Annotated in this window: 20 protein-coding genes and 7 pseudogenes; 4 read left to right on the top strand and 23 right to left on the bottom strand. The window is 58.5% G+C overall.

The window, feature by feature from the left end; all coding sequences use genetic code 11:
• Positions 1-271 precede the first annotated feature (271 nt).
• The 3 genes and pseudogenes from OMK73_RS39535 to OMK73_RS37285 all read left to right on the top strand — a co-directional run.
• Positions 272-901: pseudogene (locus tag OMK73_RS39535) on the top strand (integrase core domain-containing protein); the annotation flags it as partial.
• A gap of 3 nt (positions 902-904) precedes the next feature.
• Positions 905-1,699 carry an ExeA family protein gene (locus OMK73_RS37290; RefSeq protein WP_267606712.1) on the top strand — a complete coding sequence of 265 codons (795 nt, stop codon included), beginning with the start codon at positions 905-907 and terminating at the stop codon, positions 1,697-1,699.
• Positions 1,696-1,947 (top strand): hypothetical protein, encoded by a 252-nt coding sequence (locus OMK73_RS37285; RefSeq protein ID WP_267606711.1) that lies wholly within the window; start codon positions 1,696-1,698, stop codon positions 1,945-1,947. The genes OMK73_RS37290 and OMK73_RS37285 overlap by 4 nt, the downstream gene beginning before the upstream one ends.
• 254 nt (positions 1,948-2,201) lie before the next feature.
• Here the strand turns inward: OMK73_RS37285 and OMK73_RS37280 are convergent.
• A pseudogene (locus OMK73_RS37280) lies at positions 2,202-2,540 on the bottom strand (IS4 family transposase DNA-binding protein); the annotation flags it as partial.
• Positions 2,541-2,676: 136 nt separating this feature from the next.
• On the opposite strand from OMK73_RS37280, the gene OMK73_RS37275 reads away from it, so the two are divergent.
• Entirely contained in the window at positions 2,677-3,420 is a 744-nt protein-coding gene (locus OMK73_RS37275) for a group II intron reverse transcriptase (RefSeq protein ID WP_267606710.1), read from the top strand.
• A gap of 156 nt (positions 3,421-3,576) precedes the next feature.
• On the opposite strand, the gene OMK73_RS37270 is transcribed toward OMK73_RS37275, so the two are convergent.
• The 22 genes and pseudogenes from OMK73_RS37270 to tssK form a co-directional block, all read right to left on the bottom strand.
• Entirely contained in the window at positions 3,577-4,227 is a 651-nt protein-coding gene (locus OMK73_RS37270) for a DUF3540 domain-containing protein (RefSeq protein WP_267606709.1), read from the bottom strand.
• Between the two features lie 20 nt (positions 4,228-4,247).
• On the bottom strand, positions 4,248-4,883 hold the full coding sequence (locus OMK73_RS37265) for a pentapeptide repeat-containing protein (protein WP_420715709.1): 636 nt from the start codon (positions 4,881-4,883) through the stop codon (positions 4,248-4,250).
• Positions 4,781-5,371, bottom strand: coding sequence for a pentapeptide repeat-containing protein (locus OMK73_RS37260; protein ID WP_267606708.1), 591 nt, complete (start codon positions 5,369-5,371; stop codon positions 4,781-4,783). Before OMK73_RS37260 ends, OMK73_RS37265 begins: the two co-directional genes overlap by 103 nt.
• Positions 5,368-7,611, bottom strand: coding sequence for a DUF2169 family type VI secretion system accessory protein (locus OMK73_RS37255; protein WP_267606707.1), 2,244 nt, complete (start codon positions 7,609-7,611; stop codon positions 5,368-5,370). Before OMK73_RS37255 ends, OMK73_RS37260 begins: the two co-directional genes overlap by 4 nt.
• Positions 7,586-7,885, bottom strand: a complete 300-nt coding sequence (locus OMK73_RS39530) for a type VI secretion system baseplate subunit TssG (protein ID WP_420715703.1) — start codon at positions 7,883-7,885, stop codon at positions 7,586-7,588. The genes OMK73_RS37255 and OMK73_RS39530 overlap by 26 nt, the downstream gene beginning before the upstream one ends.
• Positions 7,876-8,598 (bottom strand): type VI secretion system baseplate subunit TssG, encoded by a 723-nt coding sequence (locus tag OMK73_RS37250; RefSeq protein WP_267606706.1) that lies wholly within the window; start codon positions 8,596-8,598, stop codon positions 7,876-7,878. Before OMK73_RS37250 ends, OMK73_RS39530 begins: the two co-directional genes overlap by 10 nt.
• On the bottom strand, positions 8,577-10,391 hold the full coding sequence (gene tssF, locus OMK73_RS37245; protein ID WP_267606705.1) for a type VI secretion system baseplate subunit TssF: 1,815 nt from the start codon (positions 10,389-10,391) through the stop codon (positions 8,577-8,579). The genes OMK73_RS37250 and tssF overlap by 22 nt, the downstream gene beginning before the upstream one ends.
• 410 nt (positions 10,392-10,801) lie before the next feature.
• Positions 10,802-11,518, bottom strand: a complete 717-nt coding sequence (locus OMK73_RS37240) for a type VI secretion lipoprotein TssJ (protein ID WP_267606704.1) — start codon at positions 11,516-11,518, stop codon at positions 10,802-10,804.
• A 22-nt stretch (positions 11,519-11,540) separates the two neighbouring features.
• Positions 11,541-12,415 (bottom strand): annotated as a pseudogene (locus OMK73_RS38580) (transposase).
• A gap of 394 nt (positions 12,416-12,809) precedes the next feature.
• Positions 12,810-13,145: a hypothetical protein gene (locus OMK73_RS37235; RefSeq protein ID WP_267606703.1), complete on the bottom strand. Its 336-nt coding sequence runs from the start codon at positions 13,143-13,145 to the stop codon at positions 12,810-12,812.
• 231 nt (positions 13,146-13,376) lie between these two features.
• Positions 13,377-14,356: pseudogene (locus tag OMK73_RS37230) on the bottom strand (IS5 family transposase); the annotation flags it as partial.
• Positions 14,357-14,509: 153 nt separating this feature from the next.
• Entirely contained in the window at positions 14,510-15,451 is a 942-nt protein-coding gene (locus OMK73_RS37225; protein ID WP_267606702.1) for a hypothetical protein, read from the bottom strand.
• 16 nt (positions 15,452-15,467) lie between these two features.
• Entirely contained in the window at positions 15,468-17,051 is a 1,584-nt protein-coding gene (locus OMK73_RS37220; protein ID WP_267606701.1) for a type VI secretion system Vgr family protein, read from the bottom strand.
• 79 nt (positions 17,052-17,130) lie between these two features.
• Entirely contained in the window at positions 17,131-17,610 is a 480-nt protein-coding gene (tssD, locus tag OMK73_RS37215; protein ID WP_267606700.1) for a type VI secretion system tube protein TssD, read from the bottom strand.
• Positions 17,611-17,722: 112 nt separating this feature from the next.
• Entirely contained in the window at positions 17,723-18,139 is a 417-nt protein-coding gene (tssE, locus tag OMK73_RS37210; protein WP_267606699.1) for a type VI secretion system baseplate subunit TssE, read from the bottom strand.
• 225 nt (positions 18,140-18,364) lie between these two features.
• Positions 18,365-18,925, bottom strand: a pseudogene (locus tag OMK73_RS37205) (integrase core domain-containing protein); the annotation flags it as partial.
• A gap of 122 nt (positions 18,926-19,047) precedes the next feature.
• Positions 19,048-19,113 (bottom strand): annotated as a pseudogene (locus tag OMK73_RS39525) (hypothetical protein); the annotation flags it as partial.
• 195 nt (positions 19,114-19,308) lie between these two features.
• Positions 19,309-19,683, bottom strand: coding sequence for a hypothetical protein (locus OMK73_RS37200; RefSeq protein ID WP_267606698.1), 375 nt, complete (start codon positions 19,681-19,683; stop codon positions 19,309-19,311).
• Complete coding sequence (locus tag OMK73_RS37195; protein WP_267606697.1) at positions 19,674-20,981, bottom strand: hypothetical protein; 1,308 nt, start codon at positions 20,979-20,981, stop codon at positions 19,674-19,676. The genes OMK73_RS37200 and OMK73_RS37195 overlap by 10 nt, the downstream gene beginning before the upstream one ends.
• Positions 20,968-22,932 (bottom strand): type VI secretion protein IcmF/TssM N-terminal domain-containing protein, encoded by a 1,965-nt coding sequence (locus OMK73_RS37190; protein WP_267606811.1) that lies wholly within the window; start codon positions 22,930-22,932, stop codon positions 20,968-20,970. The genes OMK73_RS37195 and OMK73_RS37190 overlap by 14 nt, the downstream gene beginning before the upstream one ends.
• Positions 22,933-22,939: 7 nt before the next feature.
• Positions 22,940-23,614 (bottom strand): DotU family type IV/VI secretion system protein, encoded by a 675-nt coding sequence (locus OMK73_RS37185; RefSeq protein ID WP_267606696.1) that lies wholly within the window; start codon positions 23,612-23,614, stop codon positions 22,940-22,942.
• Positions 23,589-24,991, bottom strand: a pseudogene (gene tssK, locus OMK73_RS37180) (type VI secretion system baseplate subunit TssK). The gene OMK73_RS37185 and the pseudogene tssK overlap by 26 nt, the downstream one beginning before the upstream one ends.
• Positions 24,992-24,993: the final 2 nt, after the last annotated feature.

The following is a 24,993-nucleotide window of genomic DNA, read 5'->3' as shown; positions in this document are numbered from 1 at the left end:
CCACTCTTCGGGGGCAAGATCAGACCAATGCCGGGCACCGAGTTCAGCAACACGTAGTCGGGTTGCAGTTTCACCCGATCCATGAGTCGCTTCTCGAGGATTCCGATCTGCTCCTGCAAGGTTTGCGTCACCGCCAGATTGGCCTGCATCGCGAGCGCTACATCCGGTGCAAAGCCGAATTCGCTGACCTGTGTCTGATCCAGAGATCCAGACGCTTGACCCGTTCACCTCGCATTTGCCCACCAGTGTGGCGTGAGAACAGGTTCTCGATCGCAGCGCAACCCTACAGGGCATCTGCGCGCGCCTGTCCATCCGCCTGATCTACTGCAGGCCGTACCAGCCCGCTGCCAAGGGCAAGATCGAACGATGGCACCGCACGCTGCGCGAGCAGTTCCTGGCCGAACTCGACACCAGCCGCATCCGCGAGCTGGGCGATCTGAACGCCCGGCTTTGGCCATGGATCGAACAGATCTTTCACCGCAGCAAGCATGCCTCGCTGGGCGGGCTCACGCCGCTGGCACGTTACCAGCAGGACCTGCCGCGCATCCGCCTGCTCGGACCGCTGGCCGCGCAGCTCGACCAGCTGTTCTGGTATCGCATCACACGCCTGGTGCGCCGCGACGGCACGGTGTCCTACCAGGGCAAACGCTTCGAGGTGCCGTACGAACTCGCCGGCCAGCACGTGCGGCTTGTCGTCGATCCGCATACCGGCGTGGTCATGCACGTCGAGAACGAAGCCGGGCAGCAACTGGGCGCGGCCACCGAGCTCGATACCGTGGCCAACAGCACGCGCCGGCGCCAGCGTCCCCAGGCCGAGCCCGCCACCGCCGAACCCGCCGTGGCCGGCCCGAACCTGATCGAGCTCGCCCACCGTCAACATTATCCGCACATGGAGCATTGAATCATGTACCGCCAGCACTTCGGCCTGCGCTGCGCACCACTGGACAAGGACGCCACCAGCCTGTGGGACGACGGCGCGATCGCCCATCTGCATGAACGCTTCCAGTGGCTGCTCACCAGCCCCGGCGTGGGCCTGCTCACCGGCGAGCCCGGCGTGGGCAAGACCGCCGCGCTGCGTCACATCACGCGCTCGCTCAACCCGCACCGCTACCAGGTCATCTATACGGCCGAGTCCGACTTCGGCCGCATCGATCTGTACCGGGCGCTGGCCCGCGAGCTCGGCCTTGAGCCCAGCTACCGGCGCGCCGACCTTTGGCGCGACATCAAGCGGCGCATCACCGAACTGGCCCAGAACCGGCAGGTGCTGCCGGTCTGGGTCATCGACGAGAGCCAGAACCTGCCACCCGCATTCTTCCGCGATCTGCCCGCGTTCTTGAATTTCGCCATGGATGCCAGGGATCTGATCACCATCTGGCTGGCCGGTCATCCGTCGCTGGCCGACGTGCTCGAACGCGCGCCGTACGCCGCCCTCTACGGACGCATCCAGGTGCGCGTGCACTTCACCCCGGTCATCGAACGCGAGCGCTTCGCCCAGCTCATCGGCCACGCGCTTGCCGCCGCTGGCTGCAACCACACGCTGCTCTCGGACTCCGGCATCGAACAACTGCGCGAGGCCTCGCGTGGCGTGCCCCGCCAGGCCGGGCGCATCCTGCGCAACGCCATGCGGCTGGCCGTGCCCAAGGGACTGAACCATATCCCCGACGAGCTGCTGCAGCGGGCCATTGAGGAAGTGCGGTGAGCCCCGCCATCCAACACGATCTGACTTCAACGCCAACCCGCGAGGCCATCATGGACATCTTCACGCGCAATGCCGGACTGGCCGACCCCGTGCTCTCCGACGAGGCCGCCTTCTTCATCCAGCTCATCCTCGACGACATCTGGCTGTGGTTCAACACCGTCTACGGCGAGCAGGCGCGCCGCTATCGCCCACCGCCAGACCTCGACCCCGATGACGATCCCGCCGACGAGCTCGACCATCCCTTCTAACTTCACGGGGGCCGCAAGGCCCCCGTTTGCATGTCATCGCCGTTCCCCCCGCTTCAGGCCCGCTGTCCCATCATCACCATCGCGGCCGACATACCTACCGGCGTCGCTTCACCCCCGCATTCCTGAAGCCTACCGACCACTTCATCTCGCGCTCTGCGTGGTCATGTTCATTCCCATCGCAGCGCGAGACAAACACTGTCGTTTCACCTCGATTAGCCCGGGATGTCGGCCCTCAAATAGCGCGAGACGTAACACCGCTGCGCCTCATAGCTAAGCGGCCCCAGTCCGGTCGCCCCTTGACCGTTAAAATCAAGTTCCGTTGTATCCTGCAAGCACAGCACGACTGGTTCAGCCCCCATTCTCTGCTGAGTCTGCTGCCAGTGCGGCGTCAGAATATCGCGCCAGTCAACGCTGTCGTTGCCAAAGAAGCGATACGCTCCCATGGTCTCGCTCCAGCCGTGGCACGCCTTCGGTACGCTGGCCATCGGATCGGCCGCAAATCGCTCCATCAACATCCTCGCTCGCTTGTCGAGGCGCGCATCACCGAGATCCAGGTGGGCAAACTCAGTCGCTGCCCAGTGTGTCGATTCAATCGTCAACGCGTCACCCAAAATGCGACAGTAAACGCGAGACTTAGAGAGTTTACAAGTGCCGCTTCAAGTCGTTGAAAGTAAACGTTTTTCGTAGGCGCTTCAGTCGCTTGGGAGTGTCAAAGATGTGTAAAACCGCATGGGGTTAGTCCTATCGCCAGAGAAGACCAAAATAACGCATATCAGGGAGGGATTTGACTTCCTCGGGTGGAACATTCGCAAGTACAACGGCAAGCTGCTCATAAAGCCGTCCAAAGCGAACGTCAAAGCGCATCTTGACAAAATCCGTGAAGTCATCAAGGCCAACAAGACGGCTAAACAGGCAAACCTGATAAGGCTGCTCAATCCGGTATTACGTGGATGGGCGAATTACCACAGCCATGTAGTCGCCAAGGAAACCTTCGCTCGGGTTGATGCCGATGTCTGGTCGATGCTATGGCGATGGGCGGTAAGAAGGCATCCGAACAAGGGAGCCCGCTGGGTCAAAGAGAAATACTTCAAGACCCGGGGCGCTCGGAACTGGGTATTTGCCGCCACAGAAAAACAAGAGGATGGAACGCAACGAGAGCTCACCCTGCTACAAGAATCGGATACGCCAATCCAGCGGCATATCAAGATCAGAGCCAACGCCAATCCGCACGACCCAGAATGGGAGCATTACTTCGAGTCCCGATGGGGCGGGAAAATGCAGAACTCGCCAAAAGGCCGTGCGAAGTTTTACCGTGTCTGGCGAAGGCAGGATGGCATGTGTTCGACCTGCCAGGAACCAATCACAAAGGGCACCCCTTGGGATGTTCGTCACATTGTGAAAAGAGCCCAGGGCGGGTCGGATGCAGCAGGCAACCTTCAGATGCACCATCTCAATTGCCGTAGAAATAATTAGTCTGCCGAAAATACAGTTGTGAAACCGGGTGTCGAAAGATGCCTTTGCAGAGGCTTGAGTCGTGTGGATCGAAAGACCCATGCACGGTTCTGAGGGGGCTGGACGCGGGTAACCGCGCCCAGCTACCCGACAGAGCCCAAAAATGACAAGCTCCGGCTATGCGATATGGATGCGATCTCCGTCCACGCGTACTAGACCATCGGCCAGGATCACCACCTGCTCTGCCCGCAAGGTGGCGGTGGCGTCGACCATCTGGTGCAGTTCGCCCGCATGCACCACCTCCACGTTCTCGGTATGGCGCGTGTACGAGCGCACCTTTTGCATCAGCTCCCCGGCTGTCTGCCAGATCGTGTCGGCCGTAGTGGCCAGCAGATGCGTCGCAAGACGCAACGTGTGGCCTGTCAGTTCTGCTGAACCAAACAGGAAGTGGCCGATCGCAGCCTTACATAACACCTGATCGGCTTTCATTTGTAGATTGCCAGCAGTCTCAAGCCTGATCTCCTTATCCCCTTCCAGCGTGAGCGAACCGCCGCGTGCCTGGAACAACGCTCCGCCCTCCAGTACGAGTCGCATCGGCGATTGTCCCCGCCGCACTAGCACGGCCAACACGTAGCACTGTGTAATTCCCACTACGCAAAGGACGTCGTCGCCCGGCTCCGGAGCAACGAGACAGCTGGCCGCCAGCCTTGCCGTTGCGCGGCCGAACGTACCCGTAACTGCGAGGCCTCCATCCACGCCTGCAATGATCTTTCCTACACCCAACGTCCACACATCGGATGCTTGATTTGCTGCCGCTTTCGCCCCCATCGTCTATCCTCTCAAAGTGATTAGTATGGCGGAACCCAGCGCTCGGCACGCTCCCTCGCTTCATCCGCCGCACCCGCCTCGGCCCGCTGCCCACGGCTAAGTGCTGTTTCCTTTCCCTCCATGCCGTGCAGCATGGTTCCCAGCAAACTTGCCCCGGCGAAGTCGCTGCCCCTCGCGTCGGCATAACTCAAGTCCGCATAGGAGAGATTCGCCCCGCGAAAACAGACACCGACACAGTCTGCATGGTTGAAATATGCACGACGGCAGTCGGTTCGTGACAGGTCAGCGTTCGCGAGGCACGATCGGATAAACAAGACCTCACGAGCGTCGGCGCCCTCGAATTGCACTGCCGACAAATCTGAGTCTGCAAAAAGCGCACGCACGAGACTGGCGCCTCGCAGGTCAGCTCCGCCCAATTGGCACTCGACGAACTTGTACTCCGTAAGGTCGGCGCCAGCCAACCGTGCACCTCTGAGATCAGCAGCGGTTGCGAGCATACGGCGTACGGTCATCTCCGAAAAATCCACCCCACGCAGATCCATGCTGTTGAACGTCAACCCATCGGCCACCACATGGCGCCATACTGCATCGGGCATCGTGCACGCGCTAAATAAACAATCTGCCAGGTTACAGCCGGTGAGATCAGCTCCTGACAGATCGCATTCAGAAAAAGGGTTTTCTCTAACCGCCCGCGCAAGGAGGTTCCAGCCAGTACGCACTTATCGAACGCGGCCTGACGGCATAGCGCCACGTCAGCCAGAACCTCGCCCGGCAGTGCGCAGCGCGAGAATGTGGTGGATCGGAGCTTCGCCCGGGCAAGCCGCCCCTCGGTAAAATCACAGTCAAAAAAGAGGCTATCACCAGCATCACAGCCATGTAGAATTGCACCCCGCAACCTCGAATTGATAACCTTCGCTTGCACCAAACAAGTCTCGCTCAGCAGCGCCTCGGAAAGGTCACAATTGGTCAGAGCGAGTTCAGTGCAGTTCGCGCCCGAAAGACATGTCCCCTTCAGATTGACTTTGACCAATGCCTTCCTCTCGAGGTTCACGCCCGCGAGATCGAGGCCCGACCAGTCGGCTTCATTGATTTGTGCGCTGTCGCGCAAGGCCGTTTCCACCCGGGAGCGGGTCCAAGTGTTCATCGCCCCTGCCTTTCGCGCAAGCGAAACTCATCGACAAGAGCATCGTCCAATCGCAAGCCCGCAGCCTCTACACAAGAGGCATCCACACGAAACAAGTTGGCACCTCGCAAGTCCACTCCAGCCAGGCGGGAATGGCGCAAAGTTCCTTCCATCAGGTTAGCGCCCACGAGGCAAGCGTCCTCGAAGTCACAGCGCGAGAACTTGGCGGCGCGTGCACTTACATGGTACAGGTTCGCTCTTCTCAGGCTGCAACGCTCCATCAAGCGCTCGCATAGATCAGCCCTTTCCCACTCCGTGTCATCGAAGGAGCATTCCCGGAATGAGCCGTTCTGCAATTTGGCACCAGAAAAACGACTCCCGTGGAAATCGCTGTCTTGGCCGCAGCTGCTCGAAAGGTCGGCGGTGGTGAAATCCACTTCCGCCGCCTGTACTCTGGAGAACATCGAGCGGAGCAAGGACGCAGCCTCGAATTTCGCGCCCGAGAGAGTGCTATCAGAGAATAGTGCACGCGACAACCGCGCCTCGGTGAAATCCGCACCATCCACCTTGCTCCCTGTGCAGATCAGACCAAGCCCCCTCACCTGCGCGAATGTTGCGCCAGCCATGCTGCCCTTGGACACGGTAACTTCAACAGAAGCGCCACGCCAATCGGTGCCACTGCAGTCGCACTCGGCAAACAGCGCACTGCCTGTTGCCTGTCGCAGCAGCGCTTTTCTCATATTTGATTCGCTGAAGCGCGTGTTTTCCATTCGGACCAGCGAGAGATCTGCACCGGCTAGATCGCACTCAGTGAATGCCGCTTCGCTTAGATTGGCTCCTTGCAGGTTCGCTTCCATCATGAGGCAGCGCAAAAACAATGCCCCGGAAAAATCCACCCCAGTCAGCTTCTCTCCGCATAGGTCCAAGTCAATCAGCAACAAACCCTTAAATGGCAGCCCCTGAGTAGCTCGGGCAAGTACTTCGGCCCGGTCGGGAATCCCACGATGCTTCCCCTCCCCGGAATGCGGACGCGGACGCGGACGTGTCATCGCTTTCGCCTCGGCAAGTTCCTTGGCCAAATGGGGGTGGGAGCGGCCGAATTCCTCTTCGGTCCGCTGCCGTTTCTGTTCGGACTCTGCCAAGGCCCGCTTCCCTTTTTCGGTTAACTCCCGTATCGCCGCCGGCATGGCAAAGTGCTCGTCACAACGCCAACGCTCACGGTAGTGGCTCATGGGCAGGGCCGGCGCACCGGGCGGCTCATCGACCACGAACAAACGCGCCACATCATCGGCCTCTTCGTCGGAAACGTTCAGCTCGCCCCGCCACAGCAGCAACCCGCGCTCCTCGCCAGGAAAAAGCCACAGCGTTTCCGCATGCAACGCCACCTCGGCGAAGCGCCCATCGCCATCAGCTTTGCGCTCAACAAAAACTCGCGGACGCCGTGTTGGCAGACGTATATCCTGACGCCGATGGCGCGGATGCATGTTCTCGACGACTACCGACTCGCCACCGGAAAACCATCTGTCGAGCCACTGGTCCTCGGGCGCTAGATTGAACAACCGCAGGTCAAGATCGTCCGGATAGGCTGGCGCGTGGTCCCGAGCCCAGGTGGCGTCGCAAGCGCCGGCCCAGCGCATCCTATCCGGAGCCAGGGCGACGCCACCTACCATGCTGGCCGGTGGGGGCCGATCCTGCGGGGAAGCAACCCGGCGTCGAGGATACTCAACGTTCGGGAGGGAAAGGCGAACCCGGACCGCCTCTCCTGGATTGTTCAGATAACCCTTCCCTTCTGGGTTCGGCCCGTACCCGTCTCCGCCGAAGGCACGGGAGAGTGCGACCGGCATCTCAGCAAACGGCTTGGGATCCGAGGGTAGCTCGGTCCCGCCCCGGCGCAGCCAGTGGCGGTCGCCGAATACGTCGAGACGCTTGTTCAAGCCTCCCAGCTGCACACTCACATGCAGCAGAGACACCTGCGTGCCTTCAGGGGCATGGCAAGCGCCACCCACCAGAATTTCCGGTCTGCCCTTGGGGCGCCCAAGGTCAAGCGGTTGCTTCGCCCCCAATTGCGCGTGCGCCAGATTCCAGAGGTCAGTCTCTTGCAACGGCGTTTCGGGATCGTCGAAAGCAAAGAAAAAACCGACCCCCACCGCGAGGCGATATAGCCCGCGCCACTGGTAGCAGCCCGGAATCAGTACATGAGTGAATTCTTTGCGGATTTGCACAATTATCCCTTCGTCAATTCGACGCTGCAACGCGAACACACCGCTCGCCTCCCGCCGAGTTACTCAGCCACGCGTCCCAGCCCAGACGGCACCAAGCCTTTCCTCCTAGACAAAGGCGCCCCTGGTCACCCGAACGACAAGCCACCTCGACATACCACGGCAAACGCATACCCAGGTAAAGCCGCAAGACGAACACCACGCGGGCATGCCACTCCCCATCGGGAAGCAAGGCCAGAAACTGATCTGCGACCACACTCTCGATAAGAACTGACACTTCCGCCGTTCCGCCTGGTCCGTGGCGGCCTAGCAGCATGTCGCATCCAAGCCGGGCTCGTCCCCCTCCCCCAGCCTAAGCTGCTGCGCCCGGGGAATGGCATGCTTGCCCCAAGCCTGCCCCACTCGCACTGCTCGGGCGCGATCCCCAAGCAAATCACGAAGCAGTGTTTCAAGACCCAATAGGGGGCGGGAAGCCAAGGACAAGAGCCCTGCGTAACGCAGGATGGGCAGGCCCTCAGGGGCCTGCCGTCCGAGCTCAGCGTCCCACATACCAACCAATGCTCGCATCCGCGCCAGCGTCCCCTGATCGCTGCCCTCCAACGCCTCCAGCCAAGGGCGACAACGGGCCCAGGCGCTAAAAAGCAAGGGGTAGAGCATCTGATGAAGGACGTCCACGAAGCCCCGCGCGGCCGAATGATCGTTGCGCTCCAGGTCGATAAGGCGCTCGGTATAAAACAGGGGCAGCGGACTGGCAACGCCATACAAGCCCATGAAACTCACCGTCAACCGGAACCCCGAGCCATCTGCCAAAGACTCTACCGCCAGCACATCGCGCGCCGGGAAGCTCAAGGACAAATCCGGCCGCACCTCGATACGCGGGCAACCTGATCGCATCGGCATACCCATGTCTGCTCCGCAGCAAGCACGCAAAAGGCGCACTGCCTGAAAGAAAGACAGGCCACGGCCGTCGCTTCCGAGAAAAGCCGCAATGGCCGCAATGGGCGCTGTCAACTGACCCGTGGTAGCCATTCGAAGTTTTCCCCGGAATACGTGTTCTGCAGGCTTATCGCCACAAAGCCACCAGGCCCCACATAGCGGCCAAGAAAGGCTTCCAGCACGCAGCCGAATAGGAGCAGATCGCCGCGGTTGATAAAGCGCTCGCCATTGCAGCGCAACAAAATGTGGCGTCCGCGACGCACAGCTCCCGCAGCGACTCTCACCTCCTCCCGCGTCTCCATGCCCTCGATGCCCGCGATGCGTGCTCGGTTCGCGCGATGACTGCGCCATTCCCGCGGCCCGGAACACACATACAGTTCCAGTAGAGATCGGAAATTGGCCGCGCTGTCTAGCGGGAAATGCGTCAGCGTCTGATGGGCTATGACCTTGGTTAGCAGCTCAATTGATGCCGACGCCGGCAAATAGCCCGTAACGGGAACGATATTGGATGCGGCCAGTTGCTCGGGAGCACCGGCCCCAGCCCGCAGCGGCTCGTTCACCTGCAGGGCTTCCGGCAACGTCCGGTTGCAACAGGTAAGGCGGACGGACATGACCTCTCGGTCCGGCACAGCCCTGCTGCCGTAAAGAACCGACAGGTAGGCTTCGCGACCCAGGCCATCGATAGCGGGCCGATATGACACTTGGTAAAGAGGGCGCCCGTGATCCTCCTCCCGACCAAGCACATCCACAGGCGCATAAACCCGCTCACCACGCTCCGGCCCTCGACCAACGACCCCGTCTACCGAGAACACTTCCCTATGGCCGCGCGGCGAGCCTGACGGCACCACCCGGTATTCGTGCTGGCGGTGGTCCAGGCTCAAGGGCGTAGCGTCTGCGGAAAACAGATTGATGACCGGTACTGCATGCAGGACAAAATTGTGCACTGCTGGCGCCGGGAGGATTTCAGGGGTCGCCCCAAAAGCGAAGCGCAATTCGAAGCCCCGTTCGTGCCGACGAGCAGGTCGCCATGCGGAAAGCCCTACAACCTCACAGAACAGAAAGCGCTCAGGCAAAGCGAAATACTCATGCAGCAGCCGGAATCCCGGATAGCTCTGGGACGGATAGGGCAGAAATGCTTCCTCTCCCGCAAAGGCAGGCCATCGCAGCGCTGCTTTCCCCAGGGAGATGTAGCCACTGTCCGGCGTGCCTACGCGAACGTCGAGTGTTCGGAAGAAAAGTGCAGCAAACCAGCTCACCGCTTCGGCAAAATCGCCGCCCAGGAATAGGCGCACCTTGTCCTGATGCCCCGCATTCGGCACAAGGGCATCGCAGTCCAGCGAAAGCACCAGTTCCATCCCCGCCGGGGTCTCCTCCAAACGCACCGCTTTCATCGTTAGCGGATGGACGTCAAGATGAGCTGTGGTGCTAAAGCGACAGGGTGTTCCTTCTACCGGCCGCGACGCCAGCACCGTACCGGAAGCGACGTGCACCGATTCGGACAGACGTTCGACCGGAGCAAACGCCACCACCGTTGCACAGGGCACTGGTTGCACGTGATGAGGCGCGATCAGCTGAGCCCATTGATGCAGGAACTCTGGGAATTCGTCATCGAGCTTCTGGCGTACCCCGGCGGTCAGGAATGCGACACCTTCCAGCAGCCGCTCCACGTCAGGATCCGTACTGGGCCCCGCAAGCACCGGTGCGATGCCGGGATGCTGACTTGCGAACTCACTCCCCAGTTCCCGCAGACGCGCGAGTTCCCGCTCGAAATAGTCGCTAAAAAACTGACGTTTCACCATGCCTGAAACACCATCCTTGGTATATTCATTACCGGAATATGAAAACTCTGTTCGGAGGGCCGCTCGCGATGCCTGCTGCTGCTCCAACGGGCATACCCGGAAGGCCCTCATGCGCCGTTGTATCTAGTCCCTGACGAGCCGCCCCTAACCCGCCAAAAAACACTGTTTCGCTGCCGGTGCTGACCAGCGCGGGTCCTCCCGTCGGCATGCCAGTAGCGGCAGCGACGTGGGGAGGAGTCATAGGATTTGTCATGGCAGAAACCACGGTAAGTTGCCTGCCGACAGGATAACCACGTATGAAGGTCCTGAACCACGTCGGTATCCCCGACCCGCAGCTACCCACGTTGGCTCCCGGGTAGGTCAGCCCCGTGGTCGGGTCAAGGACCACAAGAACCCCCGGGGGCACCATCGCGAGGACTTCCGGACTTAGGAGAAGAACTGACCCACTCATGGCACGATATCCTCGCTGGTGAAAGGCACAAGCTTCACAGGTTCGCTCACAATGGGCAGATCGAGCAGTGGATCGGCCGCCGAGTGTGCAGGTGCCCGAGTCGCTGCAGTAGAAAGCGTTCTCCCTCCCCCGCCAACCCCGCTGGGCGCAGACCCTCACTCGCACTCAGGACGCTGCGGCCGTCGGGCCAATGGTCCGTCTCCCGCTTTGCAAGGGTGGCGCCCTCGATACCAGTGCGTCCCAGCACAATGCGCAAGCTCACAGCCTCGGGGCCCGATCGCGTGGTGCGCTGAATCAAACCCTCGGTGTGCACCCACAAAGGGATTTGAAATAGGCGCGCCGATTCTGGTGACATGCCAAAATACCCAGCCAGCACTCCGATGTATTTCGCCCCTTCCGTCCGATCGAGGACAATACGCGTCCTCGTACCAGGTTCGACCGGGATACGGTCCGCAGCTAGCACCCCGAGCCCGGCCTGCCCCGTTTCGAGCAGGTGGGCAGCGCCATCGGGCGTCACAAACAGTCCGGAAAAGGCGCCAGCGGAGCCGACCTGGAAAATCACGACGGTCAGCGTATGAGGATGCGCCCCAACCTCATTCAAGCGCGATGATGCCTCAATGTTCACGCCAACCGCCTCTCGCGCATAGCTCCAGTCGGGAGGTGGCACGGCCGGCTCGACCATCCCCGGGATTGGCAAGCTGCTGCAGCCGACAATGCCGATTACCGCCAACAATCGAATCAATTTCTTTAAAAAGAAAATCATCGGCTATCCCTTAATGACGGTTTCAAGTATGAGATGCAACAGCGGTTCGTAACCCGTTGATCTCTTCTGCCATAGCATCTGCCGGCGTGGCGAAATCGAGTATCGCCCGGGCGGCAATTCATGGCTTCGGCAACCCGCCGAAAGTAGCCCTGCGAGAAAACCAAAAGGTTTTCTCTCTTAGATACTCGCGCATCAGCTCGTTCATGCTCTCGTTGCTCGCACGTTGCCACGGACTATGTGGTTGCCAAAGAACGCATCGATGCTCACCCCTCGTCAATTCCGTTTGGTGTACCAACTCCTAGTCTTGGTCGTAGGCAGTGGCACGCGGCGAAACTTTGCCCTCAAGACACCCAACGCCGCATCCGCCCCGCAACCATTCATCTTGACCAGCACCACGAACCGCGTCTTGCATTCCACCAAGGTCGCTATCGCAATGCAATTGCCCGCGCCCTCGATGAGGGCGCCTAGTGCCCGGCACCAAACGATCGAACACCTCTTCCAGTCACTTCTGAATCGCATGCATATCCCGCAACATCCCTCGACGATCGTCCCCTACACCCATAGATCGTCTCGAGCGACACATGGGCTCCTCTGGTGGGTAAATATGCGCTTCAGCGTGCCCTCAATCTGCTGCCGTGTAATCCACGCGCAGCCGCGCTTGTACCAGTCGGAGCGGACTGTCCTAGCCGCAAGCTTACGCATTCCACGTCGTCGTCCTCGACATGCCAGTTTCCCCGCGTTCGTGCATCGTATAGACACTGGCCACCAGATCGGGCGAGCCTTACGCGAGATTGCCGATAGCGCACGCCTCAGCTCTCCGGCAACAGTACTCCTCGTCTAGTTGGCGATGAATCCGATGCACTCTCCAACGCCCAGTTGATTGTAGCCTCGTCCCATTCCGACACCCTAGCATCAGGGTCAGCCAAGGTAATATATCCTTCCAGACTTATCGGTATACTTACAGGCCTCGCCCGCATCGAATTTAACGAACTCTGTGCCATTTACTTGCTGAATTCTCAAGCAGTTATTCTTAAAATATTGAACTTGTATATTATGAAATGTTTGCACGACCGATCGATAGATAAAAAAACGGATGCGTAATCGATAGTGCTTTCACCTTCGTACCTAATATTGGTACAGCCAAAATAATCAATTGATGTTAAACCACGAGACGTCGTCGTGACAGCGCCATTATTCGTCGTCGTGACAGCGCCATTATTCGTCGTCGTGACAGCGCCATTATTCGTCGTCGTGACAGCGCCATACCTTTCCATTGTCAGCCTGCCGTAGTTTATATTTTTTGGTAGCCTGCACGGATGTTTAATTCACCGGATGCCGTAACCCTCAACACGGCGGCCAAAAAGACCCTCTTAACAATTCCGCCAAAAATTCCGACATCAGCGCCCAACTGAGCGTGTAAGCGGCTACTCGCAGCGGACTCAAAGTGAGCCGCAGCGCGCGAGGTAAAAGTCTTCCCCTTGAAGTTTGTGTGGATTTCACTACCTCTGTATTCCCGATCGAGACGATCAACGTTATACACCCAGCGCGCTTCTTTGAAGTTGTATCCAACAGAAAATTTGTCACCCTTCTTGATTTCCGCCATCACTTCGTCGACTGTCTTCGTCATTTACGTCTCCTAAATCGTAGAGCGCCTACACCGGCGGAACATATGCCGTCCATTTACTTTCTAACACCGGCAGACTAGGAAATAACTGAACAAAGGCACGTGCACCGGACCTTGCGGCTCACCTTGCATCCGTTTTCCACGATGCGAGAATGGAATGCAGTTTTAGGGCGATTTCTGGCGGAACATCCGGTATTTGGCCCATTTCCTGGCGCTTGGCGCGCTCAGGACGGATGACGGATTACACCCCGCAGACGCCAACAACGGCCTTTTCGCGAACACCAGATTGGCTAAGCCGAACAGGCCGAACAACTGCGCCGAAATCTTGTCCAAGCCCCTGTAGCGAACCTTGCGATGACCATTTAGATTCTTGATGACATGGAAGGGATGCTCGACGCGGGCGCGAATCCTGGCCTTGGCGCGCTCGACCTGCGTCATCAAGTCCTTCAGGGCGCCGTCGTGCACGACTTGATGCTTGCCGCGGTTGAGCGCCACGTACCACTTCACACTCTTGCCTCGCATCTCGTCGCGTTTGAAAACACCGACGTAGCCCGTATCGCCAAACGCATCGTCTTCGTCGCCATACAACAAGGCATGGGCCTGCGAAACGTCAGACACGTGCGCCGTGCCCAGCACGCTGTGCATCAGCCCCGAAGCCGGGCCTACGCCGATAAAGGCCTTCATGCCAAAGTTCCACTCATTTCCTTTTTGGTCTGGTGCATCTCCGGGTCGCGGCCCTTCTCCGCGTTCTTGGTCGACGGTGGCGCTGCGATGATGGTGGCATCCCAAATAGTGCCTTCCTTCATCAACAACCCTCGCTCGCACTGCATGACGCCGATCTCATCGAACAGCTTTCGCGTCAGATCATGCGCGACCAGCAACTTGCGGAACTTCAGCAGGGCTGTTGCCTCCGGCACCGCTTCGACCGCCAGGTCTATCCCCGCAAACGTGCGCATCGCCTTGCGGTCGTACAGCGCATCTTCCAGTGCCTCGTCGGACAGTCCATACCACTGCTGGAGGAAGTAACTTCGCAGTATCCGTACCAGTCCGATCGGCGGCCGGCCTCGCCGTCCCTTGGGATAGTGCGGCTCAATCGCTGCCGACAGCCGCTGCCACGGCACCACGCTTTCTATCTCGCCCAGGAAGCGCTGGCGACGAGTCACGCGCTTCCTGCCGTGGCTCTCCGTTTCCGCAAAACTGATCTGTCGCGTCATCTCTGACTCATCTCTCTGGCACACATATGACAACGCTTACAAGCCACTCAACGATGAATGCCGCGTGAACCTTTCGCTAGGTCGGCAGCCCCGTCACCTCCGCCAGATCCGTCCGAGGGCGCGGTGTCTCCTGTCTTATCACCAGATGTCTTATCACCAGATCCGCCGGATTGCGAGGAGGAGCTTCCCGGTGAATTCTCCCCCTCCATAAACCATTACGTGGTTCGGCGCCAACATCCGGTATTCCCTGTCTTGTTCGATTCGCTGAATGTAGCTAAATTTATTCGCGTTGTACTCAAAACCTACCTGATCGCAATAGTAAATATTAAAGACATGCGGCTGTCTACCGTGTGGCTGATAAGATTTCCCTCCAGGCACCACACCCTGGACGCGCAATGAATCACCAAAATATTGAAACAATGTATCATTTTTATATGTAGTTTCAACAATACTTTCTTTCACTGACCCCTCGAGAGACCCACCGCCACCTAGCGTGCCATTCTTGGCCACGATTGCGAAATGTTCCGCAGGAGTCTCTCCAATCCAAGAACTACCCTGCGTCGCCTGTTCCGCGTTGCTCTTTGATTTTCCAAAAGCAAGTTGATACAATTTGCTGACTGCGTCATGCGTCAGCATTCCTGGCCCAACGTTGCTCTTTGCGTGGCCACCGATTATGGCTGACGGCCCGCGATGCCGCGCACTGCTCACAACGTTCGACTCATAGAGGTTCTCTGGCGCAACACTGTGAACGCGCGACGAATTCACCAAGGGAACGGAAGGCGTCTCCGATGGGACCGAAGGCGACCTCGCGGATGGCGCAGAATAGCCAAACGCTTCAGCTAAACCCTCACTTGCCTCTTGCGGTACACCAGGAAGCGCCTCGAGCAAGCTTTGCAAACCCTGCAGCAAATCCACCAGACCAGCGCCGTGCCCTGCCCCACCCTTTAGTGCCTCTTGGAGCGAACTAGCTGCCCGTGCGAAATCCTCACTGGACTTATCTTTTTGTGAATTTTCGGCGCGACCTTGACCTCCTGGCTCAGGAGTCGCCGAGGCACTCTGCGCGCGGCTGCCGGGAACATCGGAAGCATTAATCATGGTCTATCCCCCGCATTCAAGCAGCTATCGTCCAACAGGAGCCGTCCGGTCCGCGAAAGCAGACAACACCGCTTACATAATTGAAACCAATGGTTCCACCTTTCCCCGTGTGCAAAATCAGTTCATCCCCATTTCCGCTGAGGACGACATTCGGATGCTTGGAATTGTAGACGGCGCCAAGGATAACCGGCCGATCGGGAGCACCCTGTTCGAATCCGACCACTACTTCGGTCCCCTTGCAGAGGGGAAAATGCAGACCCACCCCCTCTCCGGCAAACGGAACAGCCATTCGCACCCAAGCGGATGCTTTGCCCGCGTTTTTGTCTTTTCCCGCACTATCCAAGTGAAATCGGATCTTGTAGCGTCCGTACTTATCCAAGTGGGCAATAACACCTTCGCCTGCACTATCTATCTCTGCACTGATGACACCGGCTACACTCGGCAACGGCGTCTTTCGCGCAGGGCGGAACTGGCGTGACAGCGGAACAAGGTCCAAGGTATTCCAGTACTCCGTACGCTCAGCACCCTCGCGTCCTTGATCGTCGGCCGAACTGGAGAACATCGCCGTCTGAGTGCCTCTATGCTCCACACGTGCTACTACGTATTGACCATTGACCGCCGCGTTGAAATGGTCAACCAAAGTGATTACCTCACCCGGGCTGAGTCCCGTGACGTAGCTCTTCCCTCGAGCTCGATGGCCTGCGCACCACAGTTCTTCGCCACGGATGCGCGCCCGACGCTCAAGCAACACCCCGCTTTCGTCCATCTCGGTCCGCAGGCTCTCCCCAAACAGAACATTCTCGCCGTCACCGCAGTTCATCAGTTCGGCACTCGCCTCGGCCACCTCTTCGGCTTGCCGATAGTTAAACTCGCGCAATCTCACAGAAGTGACGGTTTCAGACCAATTAGTCTCCAGCTCGAAGACCATGTCATCCAATGGCGTCACCATCTTTTCAGTCGGGCAATATCGGATCGTATTCGCGCGGCGCGGGTGGCTGGCGTGATCGTCGACTAAAATAAGACGCTCTCTAACTCCGTCATGTTCGAAATAAGAGTAGATTCCCTCACGTTCAAGAAGACGCGAAAGGAAGTCAAGATTGCTTTCCTCGTACTGGAGCGTAAACGCACGAAGCGGGTAGTTCTCTGGATCAAACGCGATGCAATAGTCGACATCCTTGACTAGCCCTCCCTGGCCTAACACCACATCGATCACATCGCACACGGTCTTGATGCCAACCATGGCCTCCGGCTTCACGTAAACCTCCGATTTGCGGATGCGGTGCAGGCGCAATATACGCGGCACTAGCACGACACGATAGAAGCAGCGACCACCGTGCCCACGCCCAGACTGGATGAAGCTCTCGACCATGCCCCGGCGGGGCACTGCCGCACCCTCGGCAGAGGCAGGATGGAGCCACAGTACGGCAGGCTTGCCGAGCAAGGCGTGACCTGACACGTCGGGCGCGAAGCTCATCATATCCACGCAAAACCGGAAGCACTCGCCCAGCGCCTCGCTACCCGTCACCTCCACCACTTCAAAAGCGCAGTCTTCTGTACCTTCGATGTCGATGGAGAAGCGCCCGCCACCCTGTATCACCACGTTCGGTTTCCTTTGCCTACTATCACAAAATGATCAATCGCTCGCGGGTCCCTTAGGGACCCGCGCACAAACGCAATGCTCAGGTCATGAACTCGTCTACAGCCATGGTGTTGGCCAGTCGATGCTCAACCTGCACCTTACGGTAGCGGATTCTCACTTTCTCATGACAAGCTACAAACTGCTGCCCGACATCGCGAATGTCTGGACTCTCAGCCGTCATTGCCACGATCTGGGCTTCCGAGAAGGTGTACCGATAGAAATTGACTTCGTTCCCACTCTGGTCCTTTTGCATAAGATCTACAACGACCTTCTTCAGGAGGCCGCCCTTGCACATCGCCTGAAACAAGATAGGACTGGACTTATCAACGGGCTTGGCAAACTCGAACGGCATATGGACGCGCGAACCAGTCACCTTGCCAGAATTCGGATCCGTCGGAATGGAAACACCGGAGCTGAAGCCGAATCCAAAAATCCAGTCCTTGTGCTCTGCCTCGGTACATTCGCCAGCAATTTTCTTTCCTTCTGCCGTTTCAATCTCCACGTATACAGGTAATCCCATAATTCTCTCCGATTGTTAAATTAAATATAGACCATCTCCGGCGTACGGTTCGCCACCACCATCATTGCCCCAGCCTTGACGCCTACACACCTCCTTCCTAGTCTTTGATTGATCACTGCATTTTCAACGGAAGCATCTCCACTTTTCCGCTGGCGACTATACGGACTTCACAACGCACGCTCGATTCGGTGGTGCCCTCCTCGCACAAGGCCCCACTTATCTCGAAACGTAGCTCTAGACGCTCGCCTCCGACCAACCGCACTCTTGGCCGCCAAAGCCGCGGCTCGTATCGAGCCAACACATTCTCGATAGCAAGCTCAATTTCAGCCGGCACCCCACTCTCGAGAGCGCCAACCTGATTCGAAAAATCCGGCACTCCATAATCATCCGCGATGCCAGCATTGCCCCCACGCGTGTTCAGCAGATAACCAATGTGGGTAACAACAGACCTCGTTCGGATACAAGCACCTTTGTCATCATCGCGCTGCGCCAGCCATTCGAATAACGTTCTACCATCCCGCATGCTCATCCCTTAAAACGGTAAGCCTCGTAGAATCAAAGCCCGTATGTCCGACATTCATTTTAATGTCCACCTTCACAACAGGCTGACTTATCGCGATTCCTCTTCTACGATTCTGGCCGAAACGGTAACATATATGAAACCATGCGATCCTGAATTTATAGTACAAACTTTATTCACATACATTCTGAGCAAATCACTACATCCCGCCACCCTACTGTGTAGTCGTGCGGTTATGCGGTTTTCCTTGGCAAGGTCAAGCGAGCTGAGGAACGCGCGCATAGGTGTTTTGCCGTAGTGCCATCGTCCTTGATGTTCCGCGCTGGTTGTTGTATTGGTCAAGCCAGGCATCGAGATCGACCTGCAATGCGCCTATTGAGTCGTAGCCTTTCTTGTGGAAGACCATGCGATAGAACTCATTGAGCATGGTCTTGTGCAGCCGCACGACGATGCCGTTGGTCTGCGGCAATTTGGCTCGGGTACGGGTGCGGTCGACGTTCTCCACAGCCAGATAAAGCTCGTATTCGCGATGCTCAGGATTGCCGCAATATTCGGTGCCGCGGTCGGTCAGCACGCGCGACAGCGGAATGCCGTAGCTGTCAAAAAACGGCACGACACGATCGTTGAGCAGGGCAGCTGGCGGCAGCGAAGCCTTGCGATTGTAGAGCTTGGCAAACGCCACCTTGGAATAGGTGTCGACGAACGTCCGTAGGTAGACTCGGGCCCACGCAGGGTGCCGATATAGAAGGTATCCTGGGTGCCGCAGTCGGCGGGACACTCGGATTCGAATTCCCCGCCGTACAATGCCGATCTGGCCATAGGCAGGCAGCTCCAGCGCGAGGCCCCACCACGGCGCCTTCCACTTGGGGATCCACGCGGTTCTTGAGCAGCGGCCGGCGGTGGAGATCTCCTGTAAAGCGGCTTCGCCGCCGCGCTCGTACAGATTCCTTGAAGCGGTAGAAGCCGTCGCGCGAATAGCCCATGACGCGGCGGGCCTGGCGCACGCTGCAAAGTTGCCGGGCCAGCTCCAGCATGCCGACCTTGGCGCGGAGGATTTTCTGTTCCCTAGTCATGGCGAACTCTTGTGGTTTCTGCTGCACAGCACCGTCAGATTTAGTCTAGGCTATTTCACATCAACGCTTCGGTCAGCTACCGCACACAGGTATTTCAGCAATCTGCTAAAGCTGGTGCCAACATTGTCCTATGGCGCCGGGGACGATCAGAGCTGGCTCGTTTTCACCAGTCACAGCCTGCTTCATGACTTGCAATTGGTGAATCTGGCGCTCCCGTCCCATAGCTTCCTGCCTGGACTTCAGATCTCGGAGAGTTTGCGCTTTTTCCTCGAGACGAGCCAGCGCATCGGCCCGTTCCAGCACATGCTCAATTCCTCCTAGCCGATAGCGTATTGCAAAATCCTTAACGCCCCAATGCTGCAGCACTGGCAATTGGGAGGGAAATTCCTCTGCCCGAAAGATTCTCTCGCCGTTGCGAAACTCACGCAGAAAGCCTAAGACACCCGCCTCACCGTCTTTATATTCGTGTATCAAGGACACCCCCCGATCCGGATCTCTATACGCGCATCCGAGCAGGAGCCGAATTGCCAGGAAAAGTCCAGCTTAGGCCGATGGTTTAGATTGTTCAAAGCTAGGGGACCGTTGGCGCATTGAAAGTTAAGCGAAACGGAGTAGGGCAAGACCGTGGCACCAGGGTTAACCTCGATTGGCAGGGCTTCGATGCTCAAGTGGTTCTGCTCTTTGCGGATTGATGCCACTGCCTTCTGCAGTTCGTCGAACTGGCTAGCGACAGAGTCATTTTCGATTCGTTGTTGCAGTTCGTCCCAACGCGTACGGATCTCCTCGTCGAGGGTATCTTGTTTCGCCTTGCGCACTCCAGCAGTCGTGTTCAGGAGGACAAAGAACTCTTTGCTCAACTGGGGAGTGAGGCCACGTACGTACACCCCCGTGTAGCCGCTTCCCTCCTGCCGACTCACGAAGGGCTCCGCCACCTCCTTTATGAACTTTGGAAGAGCGCCATTGCCACCGTCTCCATTGAGAATCTCAAGCAAACCGCGATGTCCTTTGGAGTCCTGAATGGCGGCCACAATCCGCTCCTGCCACTGTCTCTGTAATTCACACTCGGCCTCTCGTACGGCGTAATGAAGGATGAGGTCGACCGTCCCCTCCATAAGTTGCCACACGGCAGTCGCCTCTCGGCCCTTTCCGCCGCCGAGCAGGCTGCGAAGCGCAGCGAGAGACCTAAGGGCCTCCTGCAATTGGCCGTTCTTTATGCCAGGGTCGCGGCCTTGGAGCGCTAGGTCCGCCGCAACACGATACCCTTGTGCTGGCCCGGAAGACACTTCACCCCACACGTCGGCCATGCTCTTCAAAAAACGCTGGGCTTGTTCGACCGCAGCACGCTGTCCGCGCATCGTGGCAACAGCCCCTCTGGTTCCCGAGGCGGCCGTTGCCGTCAATAGGTGTCTCCCGAAGTGAACCAGATTCGAACCGTCAACCTCTCCGCCGCCCGCAGAGACGAGCACGCCGTTCAAAGTGCGTACCAACATCAACCATGCGGGCGCCGGAACATAGCGGCTATCCTCCTTGTAGTCCGACAGTTCCTCCTCGATCAATCGGAGGAACGCGAAATGGGGGCCATCCGGTGTTGGCAGTCTACTCAGTGCCAACTGCCAGTCGCCGAATGACTTGAGTGTCACAGCGCCCTTTTTAAACTGGCTCATGGCGACATACCATGCCCCTAACCGCTCGCGCAGATACCATCGATCAAACTCATCGCGTACCTCGAGAAAGCGCCCTCGCTGCGTTTCGGGCAGTGCTCGTTCAACGTCGTTCATCAGTTCCGCTATGAGCCGAGAGCCCTGCTTCGTGAACGCAGGCTCGACAAGCAGATCGTGCATCTCCCCTCCCCCAGAATTGTCTCAAATATATGGGGGCAATTTGCAATTGGTCGTTGGCCCACGCAACTACCGATCGGAGATTGTCCGGTCTGAGTGCGAAGGTCACCAGCCAGCGCCGCAATAGGTCTCGTTCTCGTCGCAACAACTGCACGTCTGTTTCAGCTACCACGTAGTGGCGGTACATCTCGTCGAATGCCACAGCATATTCCGGTGGGATGGCAGTGGCACTCTGGACTGCCAGCAATTGAACCACGGACTTCACGCCCAGGGCCGGCAAGGTCACGATACTTCCTGCTCGGCCTTCGATGCGCGCATCGAGTATAGCGATGCGCCGCACAATAAACTCAACATGGTTACTGATCTGGGCATCCGACGCATTGCGCGACAACTGCCGCTCCAACTCGCTGTCTATATGGTGATACAGAAACTGGCGGAATCGCAGGGTGAAATCCTGCTCGATACGCCGCTCCACGTCGCCGATCCGACCACTGAATATCAAGTTCACACCTCCGCGCCCAATGCCTCCCGCACGAATGAACTGAAGCACGTTTCCATAGCGCGACAGTTCGGCCAGATCAGGGACCGGACCGTTACCCGACTTGACCCCGATCGGCAAGCGATCACGCAGAGTCTCGAGAGTACTAAAGGCGGACAGGAAGGCTGCTATCATCAATACCGAGGCCAAACCCCAACTCGCACACCAAACCATGAAGCTCAGACGATCGGCATGCCGCCCCAAGAAGGAGGCTGATGGAATGGAGCGCGCTAAACTGATATCCCTTAGTACTGTCTGGCGCATCAATTCGGCTGAGAACGCTCCTTTCCCCTTCGGCATGCAACTGTAAAGAAAGACGCCTCGCAGGAACCCGCCCGCTTCATCCGCAGCAAGCTCTCGCATAACGAATGACTCCGTTCTCTCGAGCAGCCGCGTGGCGGTAGCAGCTAGTGCGCGCTCGAACGCAATTTGCTCTGAGCTAATTCGTCCGTGCTTCCGAAGCAGTGCCAGCGTCGAGGCGCGGACCCGCTCCGTCAATTGCCCTACGGCTTCCTCTCCAAGCCTTCCGGCTCCACTATCCATCAACCAGCCAAGGGCCTGTTCACGTAAGGCAGACGGCAGGGCGCTTGACCATTCAGTGAAACCTAGGATGGCGTCCGCTTTCGGAGCCACGACGTACACCGGAAAACGCACGGAAACTGCAACCCCGAGTCGGTGAAACAAATCGAGCGTCGCTGGCCCGTCAGGAGAAACTGGCGCCGCCGCCCGCATTTCGGGCGGCATCATTTCGTCGCCGTCCAGTAGAAGAAGAGCCCCGTCCAGTGCCGGCCGCACCCGTCTCATCGTCAGCAGTCGCGCGAGGTGCGTCACTTCGACGCCGGTAGGCAAGGCGCCGCCATTGCTGCCCGATGCCACCACTACTACTGCGCCCTCGCAGCGCCACCACTCAAGTCGCAGCGTCCCGTAGTTTTCGGGCGCAAAGCCATGCAGAATGCGGGTTGCACGCACAGATTCCAGTAAGGCAGTCTTTCCTGCTCCGGCTGGTCCGACCATCAAGAACCATGGCGCGGATTTCGGTGGCTCCCCTCTCCACCAAGCTTTTGACGGGCCATCCAGCCGTCGCAGCCAATGTCGCCATCGCCTGCGCTGAATCACGTCTGCCACACCCTGCCGCAGCCTCGCTCTTGCAATCTTTTTGCCACGGCGCAGTCTCCACACGACCAACCGTTGCCGTAGGAAACGAAATGTCAGGACCGCCATCCATCCGACGGCCAAGAGGCCAACGAGGGACCACCAAGGCCATTCGAAGTAAAGAGCAATAGCAACGCAAACTACGACCACTAGTAAAAACAGGCCGACAGCCAGCAGAATGTTGATCAATTTTTTCAGCATCACACGCCTATCTCCGCTGAGATATCAGTTTTCCGACTTCGTTCGAAGTCCCATGCAACGCAAACGATAGGGCAAGATATACGGCGCCGGCGAAGGCAATGGGCACGACCATCAACGCAAGCCGCTGTGCCAGTGTTGTCCGACGCTCAACTGCGGGAGGCCGAATGTGCGCCGTGTCGGCATACCTGAGGAGGGCCACCGTCTCATCCAGGATATTCGCGTGACCACCTTGCCGCAGAAGAATGTCCAAATGGCGCATAAGGCATTGATCCCGCACCGTCTGATCAGCGGCAGCGTAGAATTGACCCAGAAAACCGAGGCCTAGGCACAGGCAGTAGACCTCACGGATGTCATTCTCGCTTGGTGCCAACTCTTCCAGCCTTGCATAGAACTCCACTCCGGCTGTGGCCGTACGGAAGTGCTCCATTTGCAGACTGTTCGCCATCCAACTGCCATCTTGCCCCCAAGTTGCAGTCGCGGCCATTTCATCCACCCAGGCTATGACGGCAAACTTCGCACGCTCGAAGCGAGCGATCTCCAGTTCCGATGCATGACAGTAACCCAATGCTGCTGCAAGTCGCTTTGTAACCTCCTCTCTATAGTGGCTAGCATTGGACTCACGGAGGCGAGCGCCGGCTTCAGCAAAGGAGAAGACATCAAGGAAACAGTTGGATAGACGCATGTCCTTCTCCAAGAGAGATGAGCTCGAAGGCTGAACAAGGCGTCGCATCGGCAAGAAATAGCGCAGCCATCCGCCCCTCCTCGATTGACAGCCATTCTGCCGCCTGTCTATCCACCCCAAAATAGATCGGATTTCCGTGGCGCGACGCCCCGTGCGGCGGCTCGGGAAACCATGCAAGAGGCACACCTGGCAGCGCTTGGGCCGCCAGCACGGCCACACGCGTCGGCACCGCGAGCTTTGCCCCCGCAAGGAAGCGCTCTGCCACAAGCGGGCTGTCGCCGTCGGTACGCACAACCAAGTAGTAGCGTCGACCTGGACCGAAGAAATCCGGCGGCAGCTGCGCGCGGAAAAGTTTGCCGTCCCCCTCGAACCGAGCAATCCGATTTGCACCCAGCGAAATCTCATCAAGCAGGGTAACTATGAGGCTCGCAAGCGCCGCGAAGCGGGGGCCGATAGCCTGATGGTCGTAGGCTGCCGCGAGCACCTCGTCCTCAAAACTGCCGGCATCAGCACTAGCGGACAATGTGCGCAACTCCCCGCCAACTGGCGCAGAAAAGCGTAGGCGTGCAGGGGATGCAGATGGCCCTCTTCCCGTAAGTGTCGCAAACCTGGCAAGGCCCGGTTTAGCACCAAATAGGCCAACATGCCAATCAGCATGCCGCGCTCCGATTCCAGCGCGTGAAGGTGACGTGGATTGCGAAAGCCATCCATGCTGCGTACGCGGCCGGCCAGATCGTCGTGCAACCACCCTAGCGTCCGCACCAGCTGTGGCGCGGCCGCTAACTCCATGGAAGGTGGAACATAGCCAGGCACAAGCGCGGGGACGCCGCCAACTCCATCCACCTCCGCCAGAGGAATGCATTCGTACTCTGGTACGCTTCCCAACTCGCTTTCCCAGAACAGTTGCACCACTAAGGTGAGACAGCGTGCCGTCACCACGGCACTATTTCCCTGGAGATCTGGCAGTGCTTCTTCCCCCAGCACTACGTAGCGAGCGTCGACACTCGCAGGAGGCGTGGTCCCTTCCGCCTGCACCACATTCCCTCCCGCTCTCTGCAACCGGCGCACCCCCGCAAACACTCGCAGCGGCTTGTCACCCGGCCGCCAAACGTTCTTGAACGAGCGCGGCAGCACTACTGCGTTACCAGGATGGTCGGCCTGCGTGCCGTCGCGGAACACCAACTGCGCAGCCTCCACGTGGAAAGTCAAGTTTCTCAGGGCCGCCTCGGACAGTTGCAGCTTCCGCACACCCCAGCTGTGGGGCCCTGCGCGCAGCGCCGCCTGCAGCCGTGAAGTGTGGTACGCGTCAGTCCATTGCAGATGCTGTTGCGCCAAAAACAGGCCTTCGTACCACAGCAAGGGCTTAGTGGTTTCCATGG

The organism is Cupriavidus sp. D39, from assembly GCF_026627925.1.
In the GTDB taxonomy this organism is placed as follows: domain Bacteria; phylum Pseudomonadota; class Gammaproteobacteria; order Burkholderiales; family Burkholderiaceae; genus Cupriavidus; species Cupriavidus ulmosensis.
The sequence above is the reverse complement of the archived record's forward strand: the minus strand, read 5'-3'. Positions and strand labels throughout refer to the sequence as shown.